General features: G+C 61.1%; 16 protein-coding genes. 1 reads left to right on the forward strand and 15 read right to left on the reverse strand.

Features of this window, described 5'->3' with window-relative positions; translation table 11 throughout:
* Position 1: 1 nt before the first annotated feature.
* The 15 genes from AC4PS7_RS14090 to gloB form a co-directional block, all read right to left on the reverse strand.
* Positions 2-775 carry a 3-hydroxybutyrate dehydrogenase gene (locus AC4PS7_RS14090; protein WP_010210947.1) on the reverse strand — a complete coding sequence of 258 codons (774 nt, stop codon included), beginning with the start codon at positions 773-775 and terminating at the stop codon, positions 2-4.
* A gap of 7 nt (positions 776-782) precedes the next feature.
* Positions 783-2174, reverse strand: a complete 1392-nt coding sequence (locus AC4PS7_RS14095) for a GntP family permease (RefSeq protein WP_010210946.1) — start codon at positions 2172-2174, stop codon at positions 783-785.
* A gap of 285 nt (positions 2175-2459) precedes the next feature.
* The gene (locus AC4PS7_RS14100) at positions 2460-3869 is read right to left on the reverse strand and encodes a sigma-54 interaction domain-containing protein (protein WP_010210945.1); all 1410 of its coding nucleotides are present in this window, start codon (positions 3867-3869) and stop codon (positions 2460-2462) included.
* Between the two features lie 30 nt (positions 3870-3899).
* A complete protein-coding gene (locus tag AC4PS7_RS14105) occupies positions 3900-5471 on the reverse strand; it encodes an ABC transporter ATP-binding protein (RefSeq protein WP_492179505.1) in 1572 nt (523 codons plus the stop codon).
* 10 nt (positions 5472-5481) lie between these two features.
* Positions 5482-6504 (reverse strand): ABC transporter permease, encoded by a 1023-nt coding sequence (locus tag AC4PS7_RS14110; RefSeq protein WP_042571592.1) that lies wholly within the window; start codon positions 6502-6504, stop codon positions 5482-5484.
* Positions 6504-7565, reverse strand: coding sequence for a microcin C ABC transporter permease YejB (locus AC4PS7_RS14115; protein ID WP_010210941.1), 1062 nt, complete (start codon positions 7563-7565; stop codon positions 6504-6506). The genes AC4PS7_RS14110 and AC4PS7_RS14115 overlap by 1 nt, the downstream gene beginning before the upstream one ends.
* Positions 7565-9424 (reverse strand): extracellular solute-binding protein, encoded by a 1860-nt coding sequence (locus AC4PS7_RS14120; RefSeq protein WP_492179506.1) that lies wholly within the window; start codon positions 9422-9424, stop codon positions 7565-7567. Before AC4PS7_RS14120 ends, AC4PS7_RS14115 begins: the two co-directional genes overlap by 1 nt.
* A 130-nt stretch (positions 9425-9554) precedes the next feature.
* A complete protein-coding gene (locus AC4PS7_RS14125; protein WP_010210937.1) occupies positions 9555-9836 on the reverse strand; it encodes a peptidylprolyl isomerase in 282 nt (93 codons plus the stop codon).
* A 121-nt stretch (positions 9837-9957) separates the two neighbouring features.
* Positions 9958-11553, reverse strand: a complete 1596-nt coding sequence (locus tag AC4PS7_RS14130; protein ID WP_137206321.1) for an ABC transporter ATP-binding protein — start codon at positions 11551-11553, stop codon at positions 9958-9960.
* Between the two features lies 1 nt (position 11554).
* Positions 11555-12574, reverse strand: coding sequence for an ABC transporter permease (locus AC4PS7_RS14135; protein ID WP_010210931.1), 1020 nt, complete (start codon positions 12572-12574; stop codon positions 11555-11557).
* 1 nt (position 12575) lies between these two features.
* The gene (locus AC4PS7_RS14140) at positions 12576-13652 is read right to left on the reverse strand and encodes a microcin C ABC transporter permease YejB (protein WP_010210929.1); all 1077 of its coding nucleotides are present in this window, start codon (positions 13650-13652) and stop codon (positions 12576-12578) included.
* Positions 13653-15485, reverse strand: coding sequence for an extracellular solute-binding protein (locus AC4PS7_RS14145; RefSeq protein WP_010210928.1), 1833 nt, complete (start codon positions 15483-15485; stop codon positions 13653-13655). It lies immediately after the preceding gene.
* Positions 15482-17311 (reverse strand): extracellular solute-binding protein, encoded by a 1830-nt coding sequence (locus AC4PS7_RS14150; protein ID WP_431479898.1) that lies wholly within the window; start codon positions 17309-17311, stop codon positions 15482-15484. Before AC4PS7_RS14150 ends, AC4PS7_RS14145 begins: the two co-directional genes overlap by 4 nt.
* A gap of 211 nt (positions 17312-17522) precedes the next feature.
* The gene (locus AC4PS7_RS14155) at positions 17523-18938 is read right to left on the reverse strand and encodes a lytic transglycosylase domain-containing protein (protein WP_010210924.1); all 1416 of its coding nucleotides are present in this window, start codon (positions 18936-18938) and stop codon (positions 17523-17525) included.
* A gap of 98 nt (positions 18939-19036) precedes the next feature.
* A complete protein-coding gene (gene gloB, locus AC4PS7_RS14160; protein WP_021491694.1) occupies positions 19037-19804 on the reverse strand; it encodes a hydroxyacylglutathione hydrolase in 768 nt (255 codons plus the stop codon).
* Between the two features lie 65 nt (positions 19805-19869).
* On the opposite strand from gloB, the gene AC4PS7_RS14165 reads away from it, so the two are divergent.
* Positions 19870-20628 carry a methyltransferase domain-containing protein gene (locus tag AC4PS7_RS14165; protein ID WP_010210918.1) on the forward strand — a complete coding sequence of 253 codons (759 nt, stop codon included), beginning with the start codon at positions 19870-19872 and terminating at the stop codon, positions 20626-20628.
* The last annotated feature ends 2 nt before the right edge of the window (positions 20629-20630 follow it).

The following is a 20630-nucleotide window of genomic DNA, read 5'->3' on the forward strand; positions in this document are numbered from 1 at the left end:
GTTACTGGGCCAGCCAGCCGCCATCGATGTTCCAGGCGGCGCCGCGCACCTGGCTGCCGGCTTCGCTGCATAAAAACAACACCAACTCACCCAGCTGCGGCGGCGTCACAAATTCCAGCGACGGCTGCTTCTCCGCCAGCAAGTCATGCTGAGCCTGCTGCGGGTCTACGCCGTTGGCGGCGCGATCATCAATCTGCTTCTGCACCAGTGGCGTCAGTACCCAGCCGGGGCAGATGGCGTTACAGGTGACATTGCTGGTGGCCGTTTCCAGGCCCACCACTTTGGTCAGGCCGATCACGCCATGTTTGGCCGCGACGTACGCCGCCTTGCCCACCGAGCCGACTTGCCCATGCACAGACGCGATATTGACGATACGCCCCCAGCCCTTGGCCTTCATCCCCGGCAAGCTCAAGCGCGTGCTGTGGAACACCGAAGACAGGTTGATCGCAATGATCGAGTCCCAGCGTTCGACAGGGAAGTCTTCGACCGCCGCCACATGCTGAATGCCGGCGTTGTTGACCAGGATGTCCACGCCACCGAATTCACGCTCGGCGTAGGCGATCATGTCGGCGATCTGCGCCGGGTCGCTGACGTCGGCCGGGTGGTGGCCGACCTTGCCGCCGAACGCCTGCACCTGGGCGATCACTGCGCTGGCGTCGCCGAAGCCGTTGAGGATCAGGTTGGCGCCGGCCTTGGCCAGGCTCAAGGCGATGCCCAGGCCGATACCGCTGGTGGAACCGGTGACCAGGGCGGTCTTGCCGTTCAATGTCGTCATGAAAACCTCACACAATGCCGGTGGCGTAGAAAGTGCCGATCACCACGAACACCGCGAGGGTCTTGATGATCGTGATACCGAAAATATCCTTGTAGGCTTCGCGGTGCGTCAGGCCGGTGACCGCGAGCAGCGTGATCACCGCGCCGTTGTGGGGCAGGGTGTCCATGCCGCCGCTGGCCATGGCCGCGACGCGGTGCAGGACTTCAAGGGGGATATTGGCCGCATGGGCCGCCGAAATGAAGCTCTCGGACATGGCCGCCAGAGCGATGCTCATGCCGCCCGACGCAGAGCCAGTGATACCGGCCAGCAGGGTCACGGTAATCGCTTCGTTGACCAGCGGGTTGGGGATGCCTTTGAGCCAGTCCGCCAGTACCAGAAAGCCCGGCAGCGAAGCGATCACCGCACCAAAGCCGTATTCCGACGCTGTATTCATCGCTGCCAGCAACGCGCCGCTGACCGCACTTTTACTGCCTTCGGCGAGCTTGCTCTTGATCGCCGAGAAACCGAACACCAGCACCACGATAATCCCCACCAGCAATGCCGCCTGCACCGCCCAGATCGCGGTGAGCTTGGCGATTTCGGTGGTCACCGGCGTGGTCATGCCCGGCAGGGAGAGGCTGTGGGTCTTGCCGTACCACTGCGGAATCCAGTGAGTGAACAACAGGTTCATCACGCCCACCAGGATCAGCGGTGACAGCGCGAGCCAGGGGTTGGGCAGCGCCAGGTTGTCGGCGGTTTCCGGTTCGTTGCGCAGTTCGGTGCCGTAACCTTCACCGGCGCGCTGGGCCTTGTTGCGTTGGCGTGCCAAGTAGAGCATGCCGGCGCAGAACACGAAGATCGTGCCAATCAAGCCCAGCCATGGCGCGGCCCAGGCGGTGGTGTTGAAGAAGGTGCTGGGGATGATGTTCTGGATCTGCGGCGTGCCGGGCAGGGCGTCCATGGTGAACGAAAACGCGCCGAGGGCGATGGTCGCCGGGATCAGACGTTTCGGGATATTGCTCTGGCGGAACATCTCCGCCGCGAACGGGTACACCGCAAACACCACCACGAACAGCGACACACCGCCATAGGTGAGCAGTGCGCAGACCAGCACGATCACTAGCATCGCCTGGCGCGTGCCGAGCAAGCGGATCGCCGCCGCCACGATCGAACGTGAGAAGCCCGACAGCTCGATCAGCTTGCCGAACACCGCGCCGAGCAGGAATACCGGGAAATACAGTTTGATAAAGCCGACCATCTTCTCCATGAACACCCCGGTAAAGGCGGGTGCGACGGCGGACGGATCGGTCAGCAGGACAGCGCCGAGGGCGGCGATGGGGGCAAACAGGATAACGCTATAGCCACGGTAGGCAGCCAGCATCAGCAACGCGAGCGCTGCCAGGGCAATGATCACACTCATGGTGTGTCTCCATCGGATTGTTATTTTTGTGGGGTGAAACTGTGGGAAGGGTTATAGCGAGATGCGTGCCAATTAACTAACTGTTTGAAATATAAGGATAAATTATAGCGATTGGATTGGCGTTATCAGATTTGTCCCGTATTCGAGACTCATAAAGATCAAATGTGGGAGCGGGCTTGCTCGCGAATGCGGCGTATCAGCAACGAATTAGACGGCTGGCACACCGTATTCGCGAGCAAGCCCGCGCCCACATTGGACTGTCTTCATATTTGGAATGAAGTCTCTCTATTGAGACTGAGTGAGGTCCAGCGCCACCATTTTCTTGTACAGCGTCGAGCGCCCGAGCCCTAATCGATTGGCCGCCTCTATCACATTCCCCTCACACGCCCGCAACGCCGCGCCAATCACCTGCCGATCAAACCGCTCCCGCGCCGCGCTGAAACTCTCCCCCTCGACCGCCGCCACCGCGCTGGCACGTTCCACCGGCGTAAAGGTGCCAATCGCCGCCCGAATCTCCCTGGCATCCAACACCAGGTCATCACTCAGCAACGCCGCCCGCTCCAGCACATTGCGCAGCTCACGGATATTCCCCGGCCACGCATGCTGTGCCAGCAGCGCCAGTGCCTCACGGTCCAGCTCATGCTGGCTGCGCAGTTCCTCAAGAATCGCCTCGCTCAACGCCGGGATATCCTCCAGGCGCTCACGCAGCGGCGGCACCTGGATCGGCAGCACGTTCAGCCGGTAATACAGGTCCGCGCGGAATTCGCCACGTTTGATCGCCGCCTCCAGGTCCATGGACGTCGCCGCGATCACCCGCACATCGCTGTGCAGCATCTCGTTGGAGCCCACCGGCTCGAATTCCTTTTCCTGCAACACCCGCAACAATTTGCTTTGCAGCGGCAGGGGCATGTCGCCGATCTCATCGAGGAACAGCGTGCCACCCTGGGCAATCTGGAATTTGCCCGGACGGCCCTTGCGGTCGGCGCCGGTAAACGCACCCGGCGCGGTGCCGAAGAACTCGGCCTCCAGCAGATCAGCGGGAATCGCCGCGCTGTTGATGCTGACAAAGGCCTTGTGCGCACGGCTTGAGGCGCCGTGAATCGCCTGGGCCAGCAACTCTTTGCCGGTGCCGGTCTCCCCCAGCAGCAATACCGGCGACTCGGCGCTGGCGCTGCGTCGCGCCCGGCGTTTGACTTCGAGGCTGGCGGCGCTCGTGCCGATAAAGTGCGCGAAATTGTATTTGCTCTGGCGTGAGCGCAGCAGCGAGCGTGTGGAGGCCAGTTCCTGCTGCATGCTCAGGTAGCGCTCGATCAGCGGCGACAGGTTGCGCAGTTCATCAAACAGGGCAAAGCCGATCGCCCCGATCACCGCGCCGGCCTCGTTGTGGATCGGCAAGCGCATCACCACCAGCGGGCCTTTGGGTGTGTCCTGGATGTCCAGCAGGATCGGCTGGTCATTGCGCACCACCTGGCGCAACAGGCTGTTGGAAATCACCTGCTCGCACGGCTGGCCGATGGCTTCGTCGGCGCTCTTGAGGCCGAAACGCTTGGCGTAGCGCTCGTTCATCCACACGATGTTGGCGTCGCGGTCGACGATCACCGTGCCTTCGCTGGACTGCTCGATGATCTCGAACAGCGACTGGATGGCCAGGCCACGAACCTGCTGGTAGTCCTTGAGGTTGTCGGTGATGTTCATATTTATGCCGTCACACAAGTGGGGGAGCGCTTACAAGGGGATATGCGCCGCTGCCAGCAGCTCTTTGGTGTAAGGGTGTTGTGGTGCATCGAACACCGCATGACTGGCGCCGCGCTCCACCACCTGGCCGTCCTTGATCACGATCATATCGTGAGCCATGGCGCGCACCACCGCCAGGTCATGGCTGATAAACAGGTAGGTCAGGCCGTACTTGTCTTGCAGCTCACGCAGCAACGCCACCACTTGTTTCTGTACGGTACGGTCAAGGGCCGACGTGGGTTCATCCAGCAGCATCAGCGCCGGCTTGAGCACCAGGGCGCGGGCGATGGCGATGCGTTGGCGCTGGCCGCCGGAAAACTCATGGGGGTAACGGTGACGGCTGGCGGGGTCGAGGCCCACATCCTTGAGCACCTGGATCACCTGCGCAGCGCGGTCGGCCAGGCTGCACGGCGCGTGCACCTCCAGGCCTTCGCTGATGATTTGTTCTACGGTCATGCGTGGGCTGAGGCTGCCGTAAGGGTCCTGGAACACCACCTGCATCTGCTTGCGCCATGGGCGCATCTGCTGGTTATTCAGCGGGTCGAGGGCTTCACCCTGGAAGCGGATGCTACCGGTGGAGTCCAGCAGCCTCAGAATCGCCTGGCCCAGGGTGGACTTGCCCGAGCCGGACTCGCCGACAATCCCCAGGGTCTTGCCGCGCTGCACGCTGAGGCTGATGCCGTCCACTGCACGCAGGTAGGTCTTGCGGCGGAACAACCCACCGCCAAGGCGGAATTGCACGGTCAGGTCATCCACCTGTAACACCGTCTCGCGTTCGTCGCTGCACAGCGCATCCGCGTCCGGTTCCGCATCCAGCAGCAGACGGCTGTAGGGGTGTTGCGGCGCATTGAACAGGGTCTGGCAGTCGGCCTGCTCGACAATCTCGCCAGCCCGCATCACGCACACGCGCTGGGCAATGCTGCGCACCAGATTGAGGTCGTGGCTGATCAGCAGCAGCGACATGCCCAGGCGCTTTTGCAGGGACTTGAGCAGCAGCAGGATCTTGCGCTGCACCGTTACATCCAGCGCGGTGGTGGGTTCGTCAGCGATCAGCAGTTCCGGCTCGCAGGCCAGGGCCATGGCGATCATCACCCGCTGGCGTTGCCCGCCGGACAGTTGATGGGGATAGGCCTTGAGCCGTTCCTGGGGCTTCTGGATGCCCACCAGATCGAGCAATTCCAGGATGCGGGCCTGGGCAGCCTTGCCACCGAGGCCCTTGTGCAGCAACAGGGTTTCGCCGATCTGCTTTTCGATGCTGTGCAAAGGGTTCAGGGAGGTCATCGGCTCCTGGAAGATCATCGCAATACGGTTGCCGCGCAGCTTCTGCAGGGTCGCCGCCGACGCGCCGATCAGTTCCTGGCCACGGTACTGGATGGAACCGGTGGTTTCAGTGCCGGCTTCGGGGAGTAATTGCAGGATCGAGTGGGCGGTTACCGACTTGCCCGAGCCCGACTCGCCTACCAGCGCCAGGCATTCGCCGGGGCGTACGTCCAGGCTCAGGTTGCGCACCACGGTCTGGCCGCTGAAGGCGACGCTGAGGTCGCGAATTTCGATCAGGTTCATAGGTGGTCACTCATGAGCGGGGGTCGAAGGCATCACGCAATGCCTCGCCGATAAACACCAGCAGCGACAGGATCAGCGCCAGTGTGAAGAACGCCGTCAGGCCCAGCCAGGGCGCTTGCAGGTTCTGCTTGCCCTGGGCGATCAACTCGCCCAGCGAGGCGCTGCCTGCGGGCATGCCGAAACCGAGGAAATCCAGGGCGCTCAGGGTTGAAATTGCGCCGGTCAGGATAAACGGCAAGTAGCTCAAGGTGGCGGTCATGGCGTTGGGCAGGATGTGCCGGCGAATGATCTTGCCGTCACCCAGGCCCAAGGCCCGAGCAGCCTTGACGTATTCAAGGTTGCGCCCACGCAGGAACTCTGCGCGCACCACGTCCACCAGGGCCAGCCAGGAAAACAGCGCCATGATCCCCAGCAACCACCAGAAGTTCGGCTCGACAAAGCCGGACAGGATGATCAACAGGTACAGCACCGGCAACCCGGACCACACTTCCAGCACGCGCTGGCCGATCAGGTCCACCCAGCCGCCGTAATAGCCCTGCAAAGCACCAGCCGCGATGCCGATGGCGGCGCTTATGGCCGTGAGCGCCAAGGCAAACAGGATCGACACCCGTGCGCCAAAGATCACCCGCGCCAATACATCCCGCGACTGGTCATCGGTGCCCAGCCAGTTCACCGCCGATGGCGGGCTGGGGGCAGGGCGGGTCAGCTCGTAGTTGGGCGTGTCGTCGCTGAACGGAATTGGAGGGAACAGCATCCAGCCGCCGTCCTGCTCAATCAGCTTTTTCACGTAGTCACTGCGGTAGTCGGCCTGAAATGGCAACTGGCCGCCGAACGCCTGCTCGGTGTAGCGCTTGAATACCGGGAAATACAGTTCGTTCTTGAAACTCAGTACCAAGGGCTTGTCGTTGGCGATCAACTCACCGCCCAGTGTCAGGATAAACAGGCCGATGAACAGCCACAGCGACCACCAGCCGCGACGGTTCTTCTTGAAGCGCTCGAAACGTCGGCGCGCCACGGGAGACAGGTTAAGCATCAGGCGTTCCTCGCGGCAAAGTCGATACGCGGGTCCACCAGGGTGTAGCAGAGGTCACCGATGAGTTTTATCAAGAGGCCGAACAAGGTGAAGATGAACAGCGAGCCAAATACCACCGGGTAATCGCGGGAGACGGCGGCTTCGTAGCTCATGCGGCCCAGGCCATCCAGGGAGAAGATCACCTCGATCAGCAGGGAGCCGGCGAAGAATACGGCGATAAACGCCTGGGGAATCCCTGAGATGACCAGCAACATGGCATTGCGGAATACGTGTCCATACAACACACGCCTTTCGCTCAAGCCCTTGGCGCGGGCGGTCACCACGTACTGGCGCGTGATTTCATTCAAGAACGAGTTCTTGGTGAGGATGGTCAGGGTGGCAAACCCGCCGATGACCAGCGAGGTGACTGGCAATACCAGGTGCCAGAAATAATCGGCAATCTTGCCCACGGTGCTCAGCTCTTCGAAGTTTTCCGACACCAGCCCGCGCACCGGGAACCAGTTCAGCGACGTGCCGCCAGCAAAGACCACGATCAGGAACATCGCGAACAGGAACGCCGGCATGGCATAGCCGATGACAATCGCGGTGCTGCTCCACACATCGAAGCTGCTGCCATGGCGCACGGCCTTGCGAATCCCCAGGGGGATCGACACCAGGTAGGTGATCAGCGTGGCCCACAGGCCGAGCGAGAGGGTGACCGGCATTTTTTCCAGAATGAGGTCGATCACCGTCTTGCCGCGAAAGAAGCTGTTACCAAAGTCCAGCTGGGCGTAGCTCTTGAGCATCAGCCACAAACGCTCCGGTGCCGGTTTGTCGAAGCCGTATTGTTTTTCGATGTCTGCGATCAACTTCGGGTCCAGGCCGCGGCTGGCGCGGGAGCCGCCGCTGATGCCTTCGCCGGACGATCCGCCGACGGCACCGCCGCCAATGCCTTGCAAGTGGGCAATGGCTTGTTCCACCGGGCCGCCCGGAGCTGCCTGGACGATCACGAAATTCACCAGCAGGATGATCACCAGCGTCGGGATGATCAGCAGCAGGCGCCGCACGATATAGGCAAACATCAGCGCGCACCTCCGCGTTTTTTTAGCTCAGCGTTCATTTGCTCGTTGGTCAGGGGCGTGGGGCTGATTTCCCACCAGGTTTCCAGGGCTTCATCGTTTTTCGCCTCGATGGCCGGGCGGCCGAAGCGGTTCCACCAGGCGGCAGAGGTGCCGGGCGGATAGTAGTTGGGGATCCACAGGTAATTCCATTGCAGTACCCGGTCCAGTGCGTGGGCGTAGGTGAGCATCTGCGCCTGGGTGTCGGCCTTGACCAGGCCCTTGATCAGGCTGTCGACGGCCGGGTCCTTGAGCACCATGTAGTTGTTGGCGCCGGGGTCAAAGGCGGCGGCCGAGCCGAAGTAGTTGTAGAGCTCCATGCCCGGCGAGGTGGTGACCGGGAAGCCGGTGACGATCATGTCGTAGTCCCGTGCCATCACCCGGTTCACATATTGGGAGGCGTCGATACGGCGGATATTCAGGGTGATACCGATCTGCGCCAGGTTGCGTTTGTACGGCAGCAACAGGCGTTCGAGGCCAGATTGGGCATTAAGGAAGGTAAACTCCAGCGGCTCGCCCTCGGCGTTAACCAGCTTGTCGCCGTGCGGTTTCCAGCCGGCCTCTTCCAACAACGCCAAGGCTTGCAGCTGTTTGTCGCGGATCATGCCGCTGCCGTCGGTCACCGGTGCCTTGAACACCTGGGTGAACACCTCGTCGGGCACCTGGCCGCGCAAGGGTTCAAGAATCGCCAGTTCCTCTTGGGTCGGCGGCTGGGTGGCTGCCAGCGGGCTATTGGAGAAGAAGCTTTGCTGGCGGATGTACATATTGCGCATCATCTGCCGGTTGGCCCATTCGAAGTCCCACAGCATTGCGAGGGCCTGGCGCACGCGGCGGTCCTTGAAGACTGGTTTTTGCACGTTGAACACATAACCCTGGGCCGGTTGCGGCATCTCCTTGGCCAAGTGCGCGCGTTGCAGGCGGCCATCATCCAGGGCCGGGCCGTTGTAGCCGATGGAGTAACCGGTGGCAGAAAATTCGCGGTTGAAATCGTAGGCACCGCCGCGCAATACCTGGCGGGCCACCTCGGTGTCGCCGAAGTACTCCAGGCTCAGGTGATCGAAGTTGTACAGGCCACGGCTGACGGGCAGGTCCTTGCCCCACCAGTTCGGGTCGCGGGTGAAGGTAATGGTGCTGCCGGAGTCGATCTTGCTGACCTTGTACGGACCGCTGCCCAGCGGGGCTTCATAGCCGCCGCCGTTGGCAAAGTCGCGGGTCTTCCACCAGTGCTCAGGGAACACCGGCAGGGTGGCGATATCCAGGGGCAGGGTGCGGTTTTCATTGCTGGAGAAGTCGAAACGCACTTGGCGCTCGCCCTCGACCTCGACGTGCTTGACGTCGGCGAACAGGGTGCGAAAGCGCAGACTGCCCTGGGTCATCAGCAGGTCGAAGCTGTAGCGTACGTCTTCGGCGGTGATAGGCTTGCCGTCGGCGAAACGTGCCTTGGGGTTGAGGAAAAACCGCAGCGACAGGCCGTCATCGGCGCGCTCCATCTTTTCGGCAACCAGGCCGTAGACGGTGTAGGGCTCGTCCAGGGAACGCTGGGCCAGGGGCGCATACAGCCAGCCGTCGACCTGTGAAACCCCGATGCCTTTGTCGATATACGGCAGCACGTGGTCGAAGCGCCCGATCTCGATGGCCGAACGGCGCAGGCTGCCGCCCTTGGGGGCATTCGGGTTGGCATAGTCGAAATGGGTAAAACCGGCGGCGTACTTGGCCGGTTCACCGTACACGGTCAGGTACGGTTGGGGCGCCGCGATCACGACGCTGCTGGCCAGCAGCAGGACCAGTGTCGAACTAAAAATGTAGGAAAAAGCCAATCGCATTGTCAGCCTTGAATGCCGTGTGAAGTAGAAAAGGGATTTGTACGCTAACGGCATCAGCGTCGCCAGTCATCACATGCACAACGGCCCACCAAAAGGCGGGCCGTCGTTTAGACCATCAGCACAGACAGGATCAGTCCTGGCGGCTGGTGACTTCCAGCAGGTGGTAGCCGAACTGGGTTTTCACCGGGCCTTGCACGGTGTTGACCGGGGCGCTGAATACGACGGTGTCGAATTCCTTGACCATCTGGCCGGGGCCGAACGAACCCAGGTTGCCGCCGTCGCGGCTGGATGGGCAGCTGGAGTTGGCTTTGGCGATTTCTGCGAAATCGGCGCCGCCTTCGATTTGGGCCTTGAGTTCGTTGCACTTGTCTTCAGTGGAAACGAGGATGTGACGGGCGGTTGCTTTGGCCATGGGGAGTAACTCCTTGAATGAAAAGGGTGAGCCTACCGGATTCAGGCGGTTATTTCTTGGCAAAGTTCCGTTGGAGTGGTGGTGTACATATCCGTTACCGAAAAAACGGATTGGTACACGATCAAACCAAAAACGCCGCCTCCAACAACTGCCGCGTATACCCATGCTGCGGCGCAGCAAAGATCTCGGCCGCATCTCCCTGTTCCACTACCTGCCCATGCTTCACCACCATCAACTGATGGCTCAGCGCCTTGACCACCGCCAAATCATGGCTGATAAACAGATAGGTCAAGTTGTACTTGGCCTGCAAACTGCGCAACAACTCCACCACCTGCCGCTGCACCGTGCGATCCAGCGCCGACGTCGGCTCATCCAGCAAGATCAGGCGCGGCTTGAGCACCAACGCCCGGGCAATGGCAATGCGCTGACGCTGGCCACCGGAGAACTCATGGGGATACCGATGGCGCGACTCCGGATCCAACCCCACTTCCTTGAGTGCCGCAATAATCGCCGCCTCTTGCTCGGCCGGCGTACCCATCTTGTGGATGCGCAACCCTTCACCGACGATCTCACTGACACACATCCGCGGGCTCAGGCTGCCGAACGGATCCTGGAACACCACTTGCATTTCCCGGCGCAGCGGGCGCACCTGCTGCTGGCTGAGTGTGTCCAGTTGCTGGCCTTCAAAACGAATGCCGCCCTTGCTCGCGATCAACCGCAGGATCGCCAGGCCCAGGGTGGATTTGCCCGAGCCGCTTTCGCCGACAATGCCCAGGGTCTGCCCCTGGGGCAGGCTGAAGTTGATGCCGTCCACCGCCTTGACGTAATCGACGGTGTTGCGCAAAAAGCCCTTCTTGATCGGGAACCAGACTTTCAGGTTATCCACCTCCAGCAGTGGAGGGCCGATTGCATTGCTCGCAGGTCCGCCGCTGGGCTCAGCCGCAAGCAGCTCTTGGGTGTACGGATGCTGGGGCGACTGGAATAGCGTTTCACAATCGGCCTGTTCGACGATGCAACCCTTTTGCATCACGCACACGCGATGGGCGATGCGCCGCACCAGGTTCAAGTCGTGGCTGATCAGCAACAGCGCCATGCCCAGGCGCGCCTGCAGTTCCTTGAGCAATTCGAGGATCTTCAACTGCACCGTCACATCCAGCGCCGTGGTCGGCTCATCGGCGATCAGCAGCTCCGGTTCATTGGCCAGGGCCATGGCGATCATCACCCGCTGGCGCTGGCCGCCGGACAGCTCATGGGGCAGGGCCTTGAGGCGCTTGTGCGGTTCGGGAATGCCCACCAGGTCCAGCAACTCCAGGGTGCGCTGGGTGGCGACTTTACCTTGCAGCCCCTTGTGCAGGCCGAGCACCTCGTTGATCTGCTTCTCGATGGAATGCAGCGGGTTCAACGAGGTCATCGGCTCCTGGAAGATCATCGCGATACGGTTGCCGCGAATATGGCGGATGGTTTTTTCTTTCAGCGTGAGCAAGTCCTGCCCGGCATAGTTGATGGTGCCGGAGGGGTGCCGCGCAAGCGGGTAGGGCAGCAGGCGCAGGATCGAATGGGCGGTCACCGATTTGCCCGAGCCGCTTTCGCCCACCAGAGCGATTGTCTCGCCAGGCTTGATGTCGAAGCTGACGTTGTTCACCACGCGGTGGTGATGGTCGCCCGTGACGAACTCGACGGAGAGGTCGCGGATTTCGATCAGATTGTCCTGATTCATCTCATTTCCTCGGGTCGAAGGCATCGCGAGCGGACTCGCCGATAAACACCAGCAAACTCAACATGATCGCCAGCACGGCAAAGGCACTCATGCCCAGCCACGGCGCTTGCAGGTTGGATTTGCCCTGGGCCACCAGTTCACCCAGCGACGGCGAACCGGCCGGCAAGCCGAAGCCGAGGAAGTCCAGGGCGGTGAGGGTGCCGATGGCGCCGGTGAGAATGAACGGCATAAAGGTCATGGTCGACACCATCGCATTGGGCAGGATGTGCCGGAACATGATCGCGCCGTTCTGCATGCCCAACGCCCTGGCGGCGCGCACGTATTCCAGGTTGCGCCCGCGCAGGAACTCGGCGCGCACCACGTCCACCAGGCTCATCCACGAGAACAGCAACATGATGCCGAGCAGCCACCAGAAGTTGGGTTGCACAAAACTCGCAAGGATGATCAGCAGGTACAGCACCGGCAACCCGGACCAGATTTCCAGGAAGCGCTGCCCGGCCAGGTCGACCCAACCGCCATAGAAACCCTGCAGGGCCCCGGCGATCACGCCGATGATCGAACTGAGTACCGTGAGGGTCAGGGCAAACAGTACCGACACACGGAAGCCGTAGATGACCCGCGCCAGCACGTCGCGGCCCTGGTCATCGGTGCCCAGCCAGTTCACGGAAGAGGGCGGCGCCGGCGCGGGCACCTTGAGGTCGTAGTTGATGCTCTGGTAACTGAACGGAATCGGCGCCCACAAGGTCCAGGCGTCCTTGGCCTTGAGCAGTTCCTGGATATACGGGCTCTTGTAGTTGGCCTCCAGAGGGAATTCACCGCCAAAGGTGGTCTCCGGGTAGCGCTTGAGCGCCGGGAAATACCAGCCGCCGTCGTAGTGCACGGCCAGCGGCTTGTCGTTGGCGATCAGCTCGGCGCCCAGGCTCAGCACGAACAGGCTCAGGAACAGCCACAGCGACCACCAGCCACGCTTGTTGGCCTTGAATCGCTCGAACCGGCGGCGATTGAGGGGGGATAGATTCATCTCAATGCTCCCGGCTGGCAAAGTCGATACGCGGATCGACCAGGGTGTAGGTGAGGTCGCCGATCAGTTTCACGATCAGCCCCAGCAGGGTGAAGATAAACAGCGTGCCGAACACCACCGGGTAGTCGCGGTTGATCGCCGCTTCAAAACTCATCAAGCCCAGGCCGTCCAGAGAGAAGATCACTTCCACCAGCAGGGACCCCGTGAAGAAAATCCCGATGAAGGCCGAAGGGAAGCCGGCGATCACCAGCAACATTGCGTTGCGGAATATATGGCCGTACAGCACACGGTGATTGGTCAGGCCCTTGGCTTTGGCTGTAACCACGTACTGCTTGTTGATCTCGTCGAGAAAGCTGTTCTTGGTCAGCAGCGTCATGGTGGCGAAGTTGCCGATCACCAGGGCCGTGATGGGCAGCGCCAGGTGCCAGAAGTAATCGAGGATCTTGCCGCCCCAGCTCAGTTCGTCGAAGTTGTTCGACGTGAGCCCGCGCAAGGGGAACCAGTCCAGGTAACTGCCGCCGGCAAACACCACGATCAGCAAAATCGCAAACAGGAAGGCCGGGATCGCGTAGCCGACAATGATTGCCGAACTGGTCCACACATCGAAATGGCTGCCGTGCCGCGTGGCCTTGGCGATCCCCAGGGGAATCGACACCAGGTACATGATCAGCGTGCTCCATAGCCCGAGGGAGATGGACACCGGCATCTTTTCCTTGATCAGGTCGATGACCTTGGCGTCACGGAAGAAACTGTCGCCAAAATCCAGCTGGGCGTAGTTCTTGACCATGATCCACAGACGTTCCGGCGCCGATTTGTCGAAGCCGTACATCTTTTCGATTTCCTTGATCAGCGCCGGGTCCAGGCCCTGGGCGCCACGGTAGCTGCTGGAACCGGCCACCGACACTTCGGCACCGCCGCCGGCAATGCGGCTGGTGGCACCCTCGAAACCTTCGAGCTTGGCGATCATTTGTTCTACCGGCCCGCCGGGGGCGGCCTGAATGATGACGAAGTTGATCAGCAGGATCCCGAACAGCGTGGGGATGATCAGTAACAGGCGGCGAAAGATATAGGCCAGCATTTAATCGCCTCCGCTCGCCGGATCGGCGCTTGTTTCCAGGGTAACCGCAGGTTTTACGTCGGGTTTGGCCCACCAGGTGGCGGTGCCGACGTCGTAGCGCGGCGGAACTTTGGGATGGCCCAAGTGATCCCAGTACGCCACGCGGAAGGTCTTGATATGCCAGTTTGGGATCACGTAGTAGCCGAACTGCAACACACGGTCCAGGGCCTTGGCGTGTGCCACCAGGCTCTTGCGCGAATCGGCGTCGATCAGCTCTTCCACCAGTTGGTCGATGGCCGGGTCCTTGAGGCCCATGTAGTTACGGCTGCCGGGCTTGTCGGCGCTGGAGGACTTCCAGAACTCGCGCTGTTCGTTCCCCGGCGAGGTGGACTGCGGGAAGCTGCCCACCAGCATATCGAAGTCCCGCGAGCGAATTCGGTTGATGAACTGTGAGACGTCCACCCGACGGATCACCAGGTCGATACCCAAGTCGGCCAGGTTGCGCTTGAACGGCAGCAGGATGCGTTCGAACTCGGTCTGGGCCAGCAAGAACTCGATGGTTACCGGTTTTCCGCTGGTGTCGACCATCTTGTCGTCGACGATGCGCCAACCGGCTTCCTGCAACAGTTGGTAGGCCTCGCGCTGCTGGGTGCGGATCATGCCGCTGCCGTCGGTCTTGGAAGGTTCGAAGGCCTGGGTGAAGACTTCAGGCGGGATCTTGCCGCGCAGCGGTTCGAGGATCGCCAGTTCATCCGGGCCGGGCAGGCCGGTGGCCGCCATCTCGGAGTTCTCGAAATAACTGCGGGTGCGGGTATAGGCGCCGTTGAACAGCTGCTTGTTGCTCCATTCGAAATCCAGTAACAGGCTGATGGCCTTGCGCACGCGCACGTCCTGGAACATCGGCTTGCGCATGTTGAACACGAAGCCCTGCATGCCCGTGGGGTTGCCGTTGGGGATTTCTTCCTTGATCAGGCGCCCCTGTGCAACCGCCGGGATGTTGTAGGCGTTGGCCCAATTCTTGGCGCTGAACTCCAGCCAGTAGTCGAACTGCCCGGCCTTGAGGGCTTCGAGGGACACGGTGCTGTCGCGGTAGTAGTCAGTGATGCGGTTGTCGAAATTGTAGAAGCCTTGGGTGATCGGCAGATCCTTGGCCCAGTAATCCTTGACCCGCTCGTAGCGAATCATGCGCCCGGCCTTGACCTCGGCGACCTTGTACGGCCCGCTGCCCAGCGGCACTTCGAGGTTGCCCTTGGCAAAATCACGGGTGGCCCACCAATGCTTGGGCAATACCGGCAGTTGCCCGAGGATCAGTGGTAATTCGCGGTTATTGGTGCGCTTGAACTTGAACAGCACCTTCAGTGGGTCTTCGGCGACCACCTCGTCGACGTCGGCGTAGTAAGTGCGATAGATCGGCGAGCCTTCCTTGATCAGTTCCTGGAAGGTAAACACCACGTCTTCGGCGCGGATCGGGTGGCCATCATGAAAGCGTGCTTCGGGGCGCAAATAGAAGCGTACCCAGCTGTTGTCCGGGGCTTTTTCGATCTTGCCGGCGACCAGGCCGTATTCGGTGATGGGCTCGTCCAGGCTTTGCATAGCCAGGGTGTCGTAAATCAGGCCGAGGTTGTCGGCTGGCACGCCCTTGCTGATGTAGGGGTTGAGGCTGTCGAAGCCGCCCATGGCCGACTCGCGGAAGGTGCCGCCTTTGGGCGCGTCCGGATTCACATAGTCGAAGTGCTTGAAGTCGGCGGGGTATTTTGGGGGTTCGTTGTAGAGCGTCAACGCATGTTGCGGGGCGGCTTGGGCCGCGGTGCACAGCAGCAGGCCGCCGAGCAGTGCAGTACGCAAATACATCATTGGGCTTTCTCCGAAGCTTTCAGCCACCACGCGCTCAGGCCCAGGCTATAGGGCGGCGTGGTGACAAAGGCGAACCGGTTGCGGTACGCCAAGCGATGATAGTTGAGGTACCAGTTGGGAATACTGTAATGCTGCCACAGCAGCACCCGGTCCAGGGCACGGCCGGCGGCCAGTTGCTCTTCGCGGGTCTTGGCGGCCAGCAGTTGTTCCAGCAGGTGATCGACAATCGGGTTGGCGATGCCTGCGTAGTTCTTGCTGCCCTTGATCGCCGCCTGGCTTGAGTGGAAGTACTGCCACTGCTCAAGGCCCGGGCTCAAGGTCTGGTTAAGGGTGATCAGGATCATGTCGAAGTCGAATTGATCCAGGCGCTGCTTGTACTGGGCGCGATCGACGGTGCGCAGGCGCGCGTCGATGCCGATGCTGATCAGGTTTTCGACATAGGGCTGCAGGATGCGCTCCAGGTTCGGATTGACCAGCAGTATTTCGAATCGCAGCGGCTGACCGTCCTTGTTGAGCAGGCGTTGGCCGGAGAGTTTCCAGCCGGCGTCGCCGAGCAGGGCCAGGGCGCGGCGCATGGTTTCGCGGGGGATGCCACGGCCGTCGGTCTGGGGCAGGCTGAACGGCTGGGTAAACAGGCTGGCCAGCAATTGATCGCGGTACGGCGAGAGCATCAGCCATTCATGCCCGGTTGGAACGCCGGAGGCCGAGAATTCGCTGTTGGGGTAGTAGCTCAAGGTGCGTTTGTAGGCGCTGCTGAACAGGGTGCGGTTGGTCCATTCGAAGTCGAACATCAGCCCCAGGGCTTCTCGCACCTTGGTCTGGCTGAAGATCGGTCGCCGGCTGTTCATGAACAGACCCTGGCTCTGGGTCGGAATCTGGTGCGCGATCTGCGCCTTGATCACGTCGCCCCGATTAACCGCAGGGAAGTTGTAGCCATTGGCCCAGTTCTTGGCCTGGTGCTCAATGTAGATATCGAACTCACCGGCCTTGAACGCTTCGAAGGCCACGTCGCTGTCGCGGTAGAACTCCACTTCGACCTTGTCATAGTTATAGAAACCCCGGTTGACCGGCAGGTCCTTGCCCCAGTAGTTCTTCACCCGTTCGAACACCAGTTGCCGGCCAGGCGTGACCTTGCTGATGCGGTACGGCCCGCTGCCCAGCGGCGGTTCGAAAGTCGTCGCCTTGAAATCGCGGTTTTTCCAATAGTGCTGGGGCAGGACCGGCAATTCGCCCAGGCGCAGGATCAGCAACGGGTTGCCGGCGCGCTTGAACACAAAGCGAATGCGATGCCGGTTGAGGATATCCACCCGTGCCACCTCCTGCAGGTTGGTACGGTATTGCGGGTGGCCTTCGGTCAGCAGGGTGCGATAGGAAAACGCCACGTCATAGGCGGTGATCGGCTTGCCATCGTGGAAGCGCGCTTCCGGGCGCAGGTTGAACACCACCCAACTGCGGTCCTCGCTGTACTCCACCGACTGTGCGATCAGCCCGTAACTGGAGGTCGGCTCGTCGCCGGAGGGCGCGTACAGGCCGGTGCCGACCATCAACGGTTCGTTCAGCTCATTGACGCCGTATTGCAGGAAATTGGGGGTGGAGACCGGGCTTGAGCCCTTGAAAGTGTAGGGGTTGAGGGTGTCGAAAGTGCCAAAGGCCATGACCCGCAATGTCCCGCCTTTCGGCGCTGCAGGGTTTACCCAATCGAAGTGGGTGAATTTGGCCGGGTACTTGAGCACGCCGAACTGCGTATAACCGTGGCTCTCGGTAATCGCCGCGTTCGCACCAAAGCTCAAGGCCAGACTTATTAGTAGAAGGAGGGGACGCTTCAAGTCAGAGATCCGATCCGGGCGGCTTGGGCTTTATGATCGGTACAGTAACAGCTTGTTCCGGTTGGAAAAAGCCGGTCGGATGATGGAGCGCCCATGTGGGAGCGGGCTTGCTCGCGAAGACGGAGTGTCAGTCACCGAATATGTCGAATGACACACTGCCTTCGCGAGCAAGCCCGCTCCCACATTTGCTCCCCGGTGCTGTTGGGAGGGCTTATCTTGGTCCGGAAACCACCAGCATCTGCCCCGGCTTCAACGCCTGGCCAGTACGTGGGTTCCAACGCTTGAGATGTTGCATCTCAACGTTGAAGCGCTTGGCGACGATGTACAGCGAGTCGCCTTTCTTGACCTTGTATTGCACCGGCTTCTTGCTGTCGGCCTTGGCCACCCGCTTGCGCGTGTCCTGCATCACCAGGGTCTGGCCGACCTTGAGGGCCTGGCCGTTGAGCTTGTTCCAGCGCTGCAGGTCATGCACATCGACCTTGTTGGCCTTGGCAATCAGCGTCAGGTTGTCGCCACTGCGTACCTTGTAGTTGCGGGTACGGCCGGCAACGCGTGCGGTCTCGACTTCGTCGAACACCTGCTTTTTCGGGCGCATCGCCAGCAATTCTTCAGGCTTCATCGTCGAAAGGGTGCTGGTGAGCAGTTGTGCCTTGGAACTCGGCACCAGCAGATGCTGCGGGCCATCCAGGGTGGTGCGTTGTTTCAGCGCGGGATTGAGCTGGAACAGTTCGTCTTCGTCGATCTCGGCCAGCGCGGCAACCCGTGACAGGTCCATGCTTTGCTTGACTTCAACCACCTCGAAGTACGGCGTGTTGGCAATCGGGTTCAGGTTGACGCCATAGGCCTCGGGCGCCAGCACCACCTGGGACAGCGCCAGGAATTTGGGCACGTAGTCCTTGGTTTCCTGGGGCAGGGGCAGGTTCCAGTAGTCGGTCGGCAGGCCGAGCTTTTCGTTGCGCTCGATCGCCCGGCTCACCGTGCCTTCACCCGCGTTGTAGGCAGCCAGGGCCAGCAGCCAGTCACCGTTGAACATGTCGTGCAGGCGGGTCAGGTAGTCAAGGGCGGCTGTGGTGGAGGCGGTGATGTCGCGGCGGCCATCGTAGGCACGGGTCTGGCGCAGATTGAAGTAGCGCCCGGTGGAGGGGATGAACTGCCATAGACCGACCGCATCGCTGCGCGAATAGGCCATCGGGTTGTAGGCGCTTTCAATCACTGGCAGCAGTGCCAGTTCCAGGGGCATGTTGCGCTCTTCAAGGCGTTCGACGATGTAATGAATGTAGAGACTGCCGCGTTCGCCGGCATTCTCTAGGAAGGAAGGGTTGCTGGCGAACCACAGGCGCTGTTGTTCGATACGCGGGTTGACGCCTACACCGTCCTGCAGTTGAAAGCCCCGTCGCATACGCTCCCAAACATCCTGGGGCACTTCGGGAGCCGGCTTGTCCGAAAGCCAGATGACGGGTTTCTGTTTGATCTTGGCAGTAAGGTTTGGCTTGGGTTGCACGGTGGATTGTGCGGTGAAATTGCTTGATTGGCAGCCCGCCAGCGTGGCGGACACAGCCACCGCCACAGCTTGAGCCAGGCGGGTCAATGCGTCTGAATGGTTGGATTTACGAATAGATGACGACATTGGCTGGAAGTAAGTTCCGGGCAAAAATGTCGGGCGATTCTAGAAACCCGTTTGGTTCCGGTCAACCATTCAGAAATTACGTATCAGATTGCTTCCTATTAGAACTTATCTTTCCAAGCCCTCAGGCTAGCAAATACCTCGGCCCCAGAGCGGTTGTCGCGTCCACTCCGTTCGTCCGCTTTTTGTTTAACGGATGTTTCAGAGGTGCGCAGAAAGGGGTTGGTGCGCTTTTCCAGGGCCAGGTTGGAAGGCAGCGTGATCTCGCCACGTTCCCGTAATTGGCGGACGATTTCCACCCGTTGGGCGATATCGGCGTTGTCCGGTTCCACGGCCTGGGCAAACTTGAGATTACTCTGCGTGTATTCGTGGGTGCAGTACACCAAGGTGTCAGCGGGCAGGGCGGCCAAACGTTCAAGTGAAGTGTGCATCTGTGCTGGCGTGCCTTCGAACAGGCGCCCGCAACCGGCGGCGAACAGGGTGTCGCCACAGAACAGCACGCCCAGGTGATAAAAGGCGATATGCCCCAGGGTGTGGCCCGGCACTGTATAAATGTCAAAATCCCAGCCGAGCACGCTGATGCGATCGTTATCGTTCAGGGCTACGTCCCGCGCAGGGATCTTTTCGTTGGCCGGGCCGTAGACCTTGGCGTCAGTCACCCGTTTGAGGTGTTCGACGCCGCCGACATGGTCATGGTGGTGGTGAGTGATCAGGATGTCGCTCAGGGCCCACTCAGGGTTCTGCTTTAGCCAAGCCAGCACCGGCGCGGCATCGCCGGGGTCGACCACGGCGCAGCGCTGGGTACTCGGGTCTTGTAACAACCAGATGTAGTTATCGGTGAAGGCGGGCAGGGCACTGATCTGTATCATTCTTCGATTCGCCAAGCTGAACACATTGGTGCATCTTAGAACGTCTAGGCGAGTTGGAGAATGCAATGACTGATAAAGCGTTCGCCCAGGCCGATCCTGAGTGGCTGGCCCTGATCGGCGCAGCCCGCGAATGGCTGTCCGGTCCGATCGGGCAATTTTTGCTGGACGAGGAACGGCGCATGCTCGAAGACGAGCTGGGCCGGTTCTTTGGTGGCTACCTGGTGCATTACGGTCCTTCGGCCGAAACGCCGCCGTGCGCCCCCCAAGTGCAGCGCAATGTGCGCCTGGGCGCGCCGTTGCCAGGGGTAGAGATCGTCTGCGAGGAACAGGCCTGGCCCTTGAGCGAGCACGCTGCCGACGTGGTGGTGTTGCAGCATGGCCTGGATTTCTGCCTGTCGCCCCACGGTTTGCTGCGCGAAGCGGCGAGCAGCGTACGCCCTGGTGGCCATTTGCTTATTGTCGGGATCAACCCTTGGAGCAGTTGGGGCTTGCGCCATGTATTCGCCCACGACGCCTTGCGCCAGGCGCGCTGTATCTCGCCGCAGCGGGTAGGAGACTGGCTGAACCTGCTGGGCTTCGCGCTGGAGAAACGCCGCTTCGGGTGCTATCGTCCGCCGCTTGCGTCGACCAAGTGGCAAGCCCGCCTGGCTGGCTGGGAGCGCCGCGCAGGTGCGTGGCAATTGTCGGGTGGCGGCTTCTATCTGCTGGTGGCGCGCAAGATCGTGGTTGGGTTGCGGCCGGTGCAACCGGTACGCCGCGAGCCGATGGGCAAGCTGGTGCCGATGCCGATGGCCAAGGTCAACCGCAAGCAAAGCGATGCATGACC

This window comes from Pseudomonas sp. DW-iso3 (genome assembly GCF_058725305.1).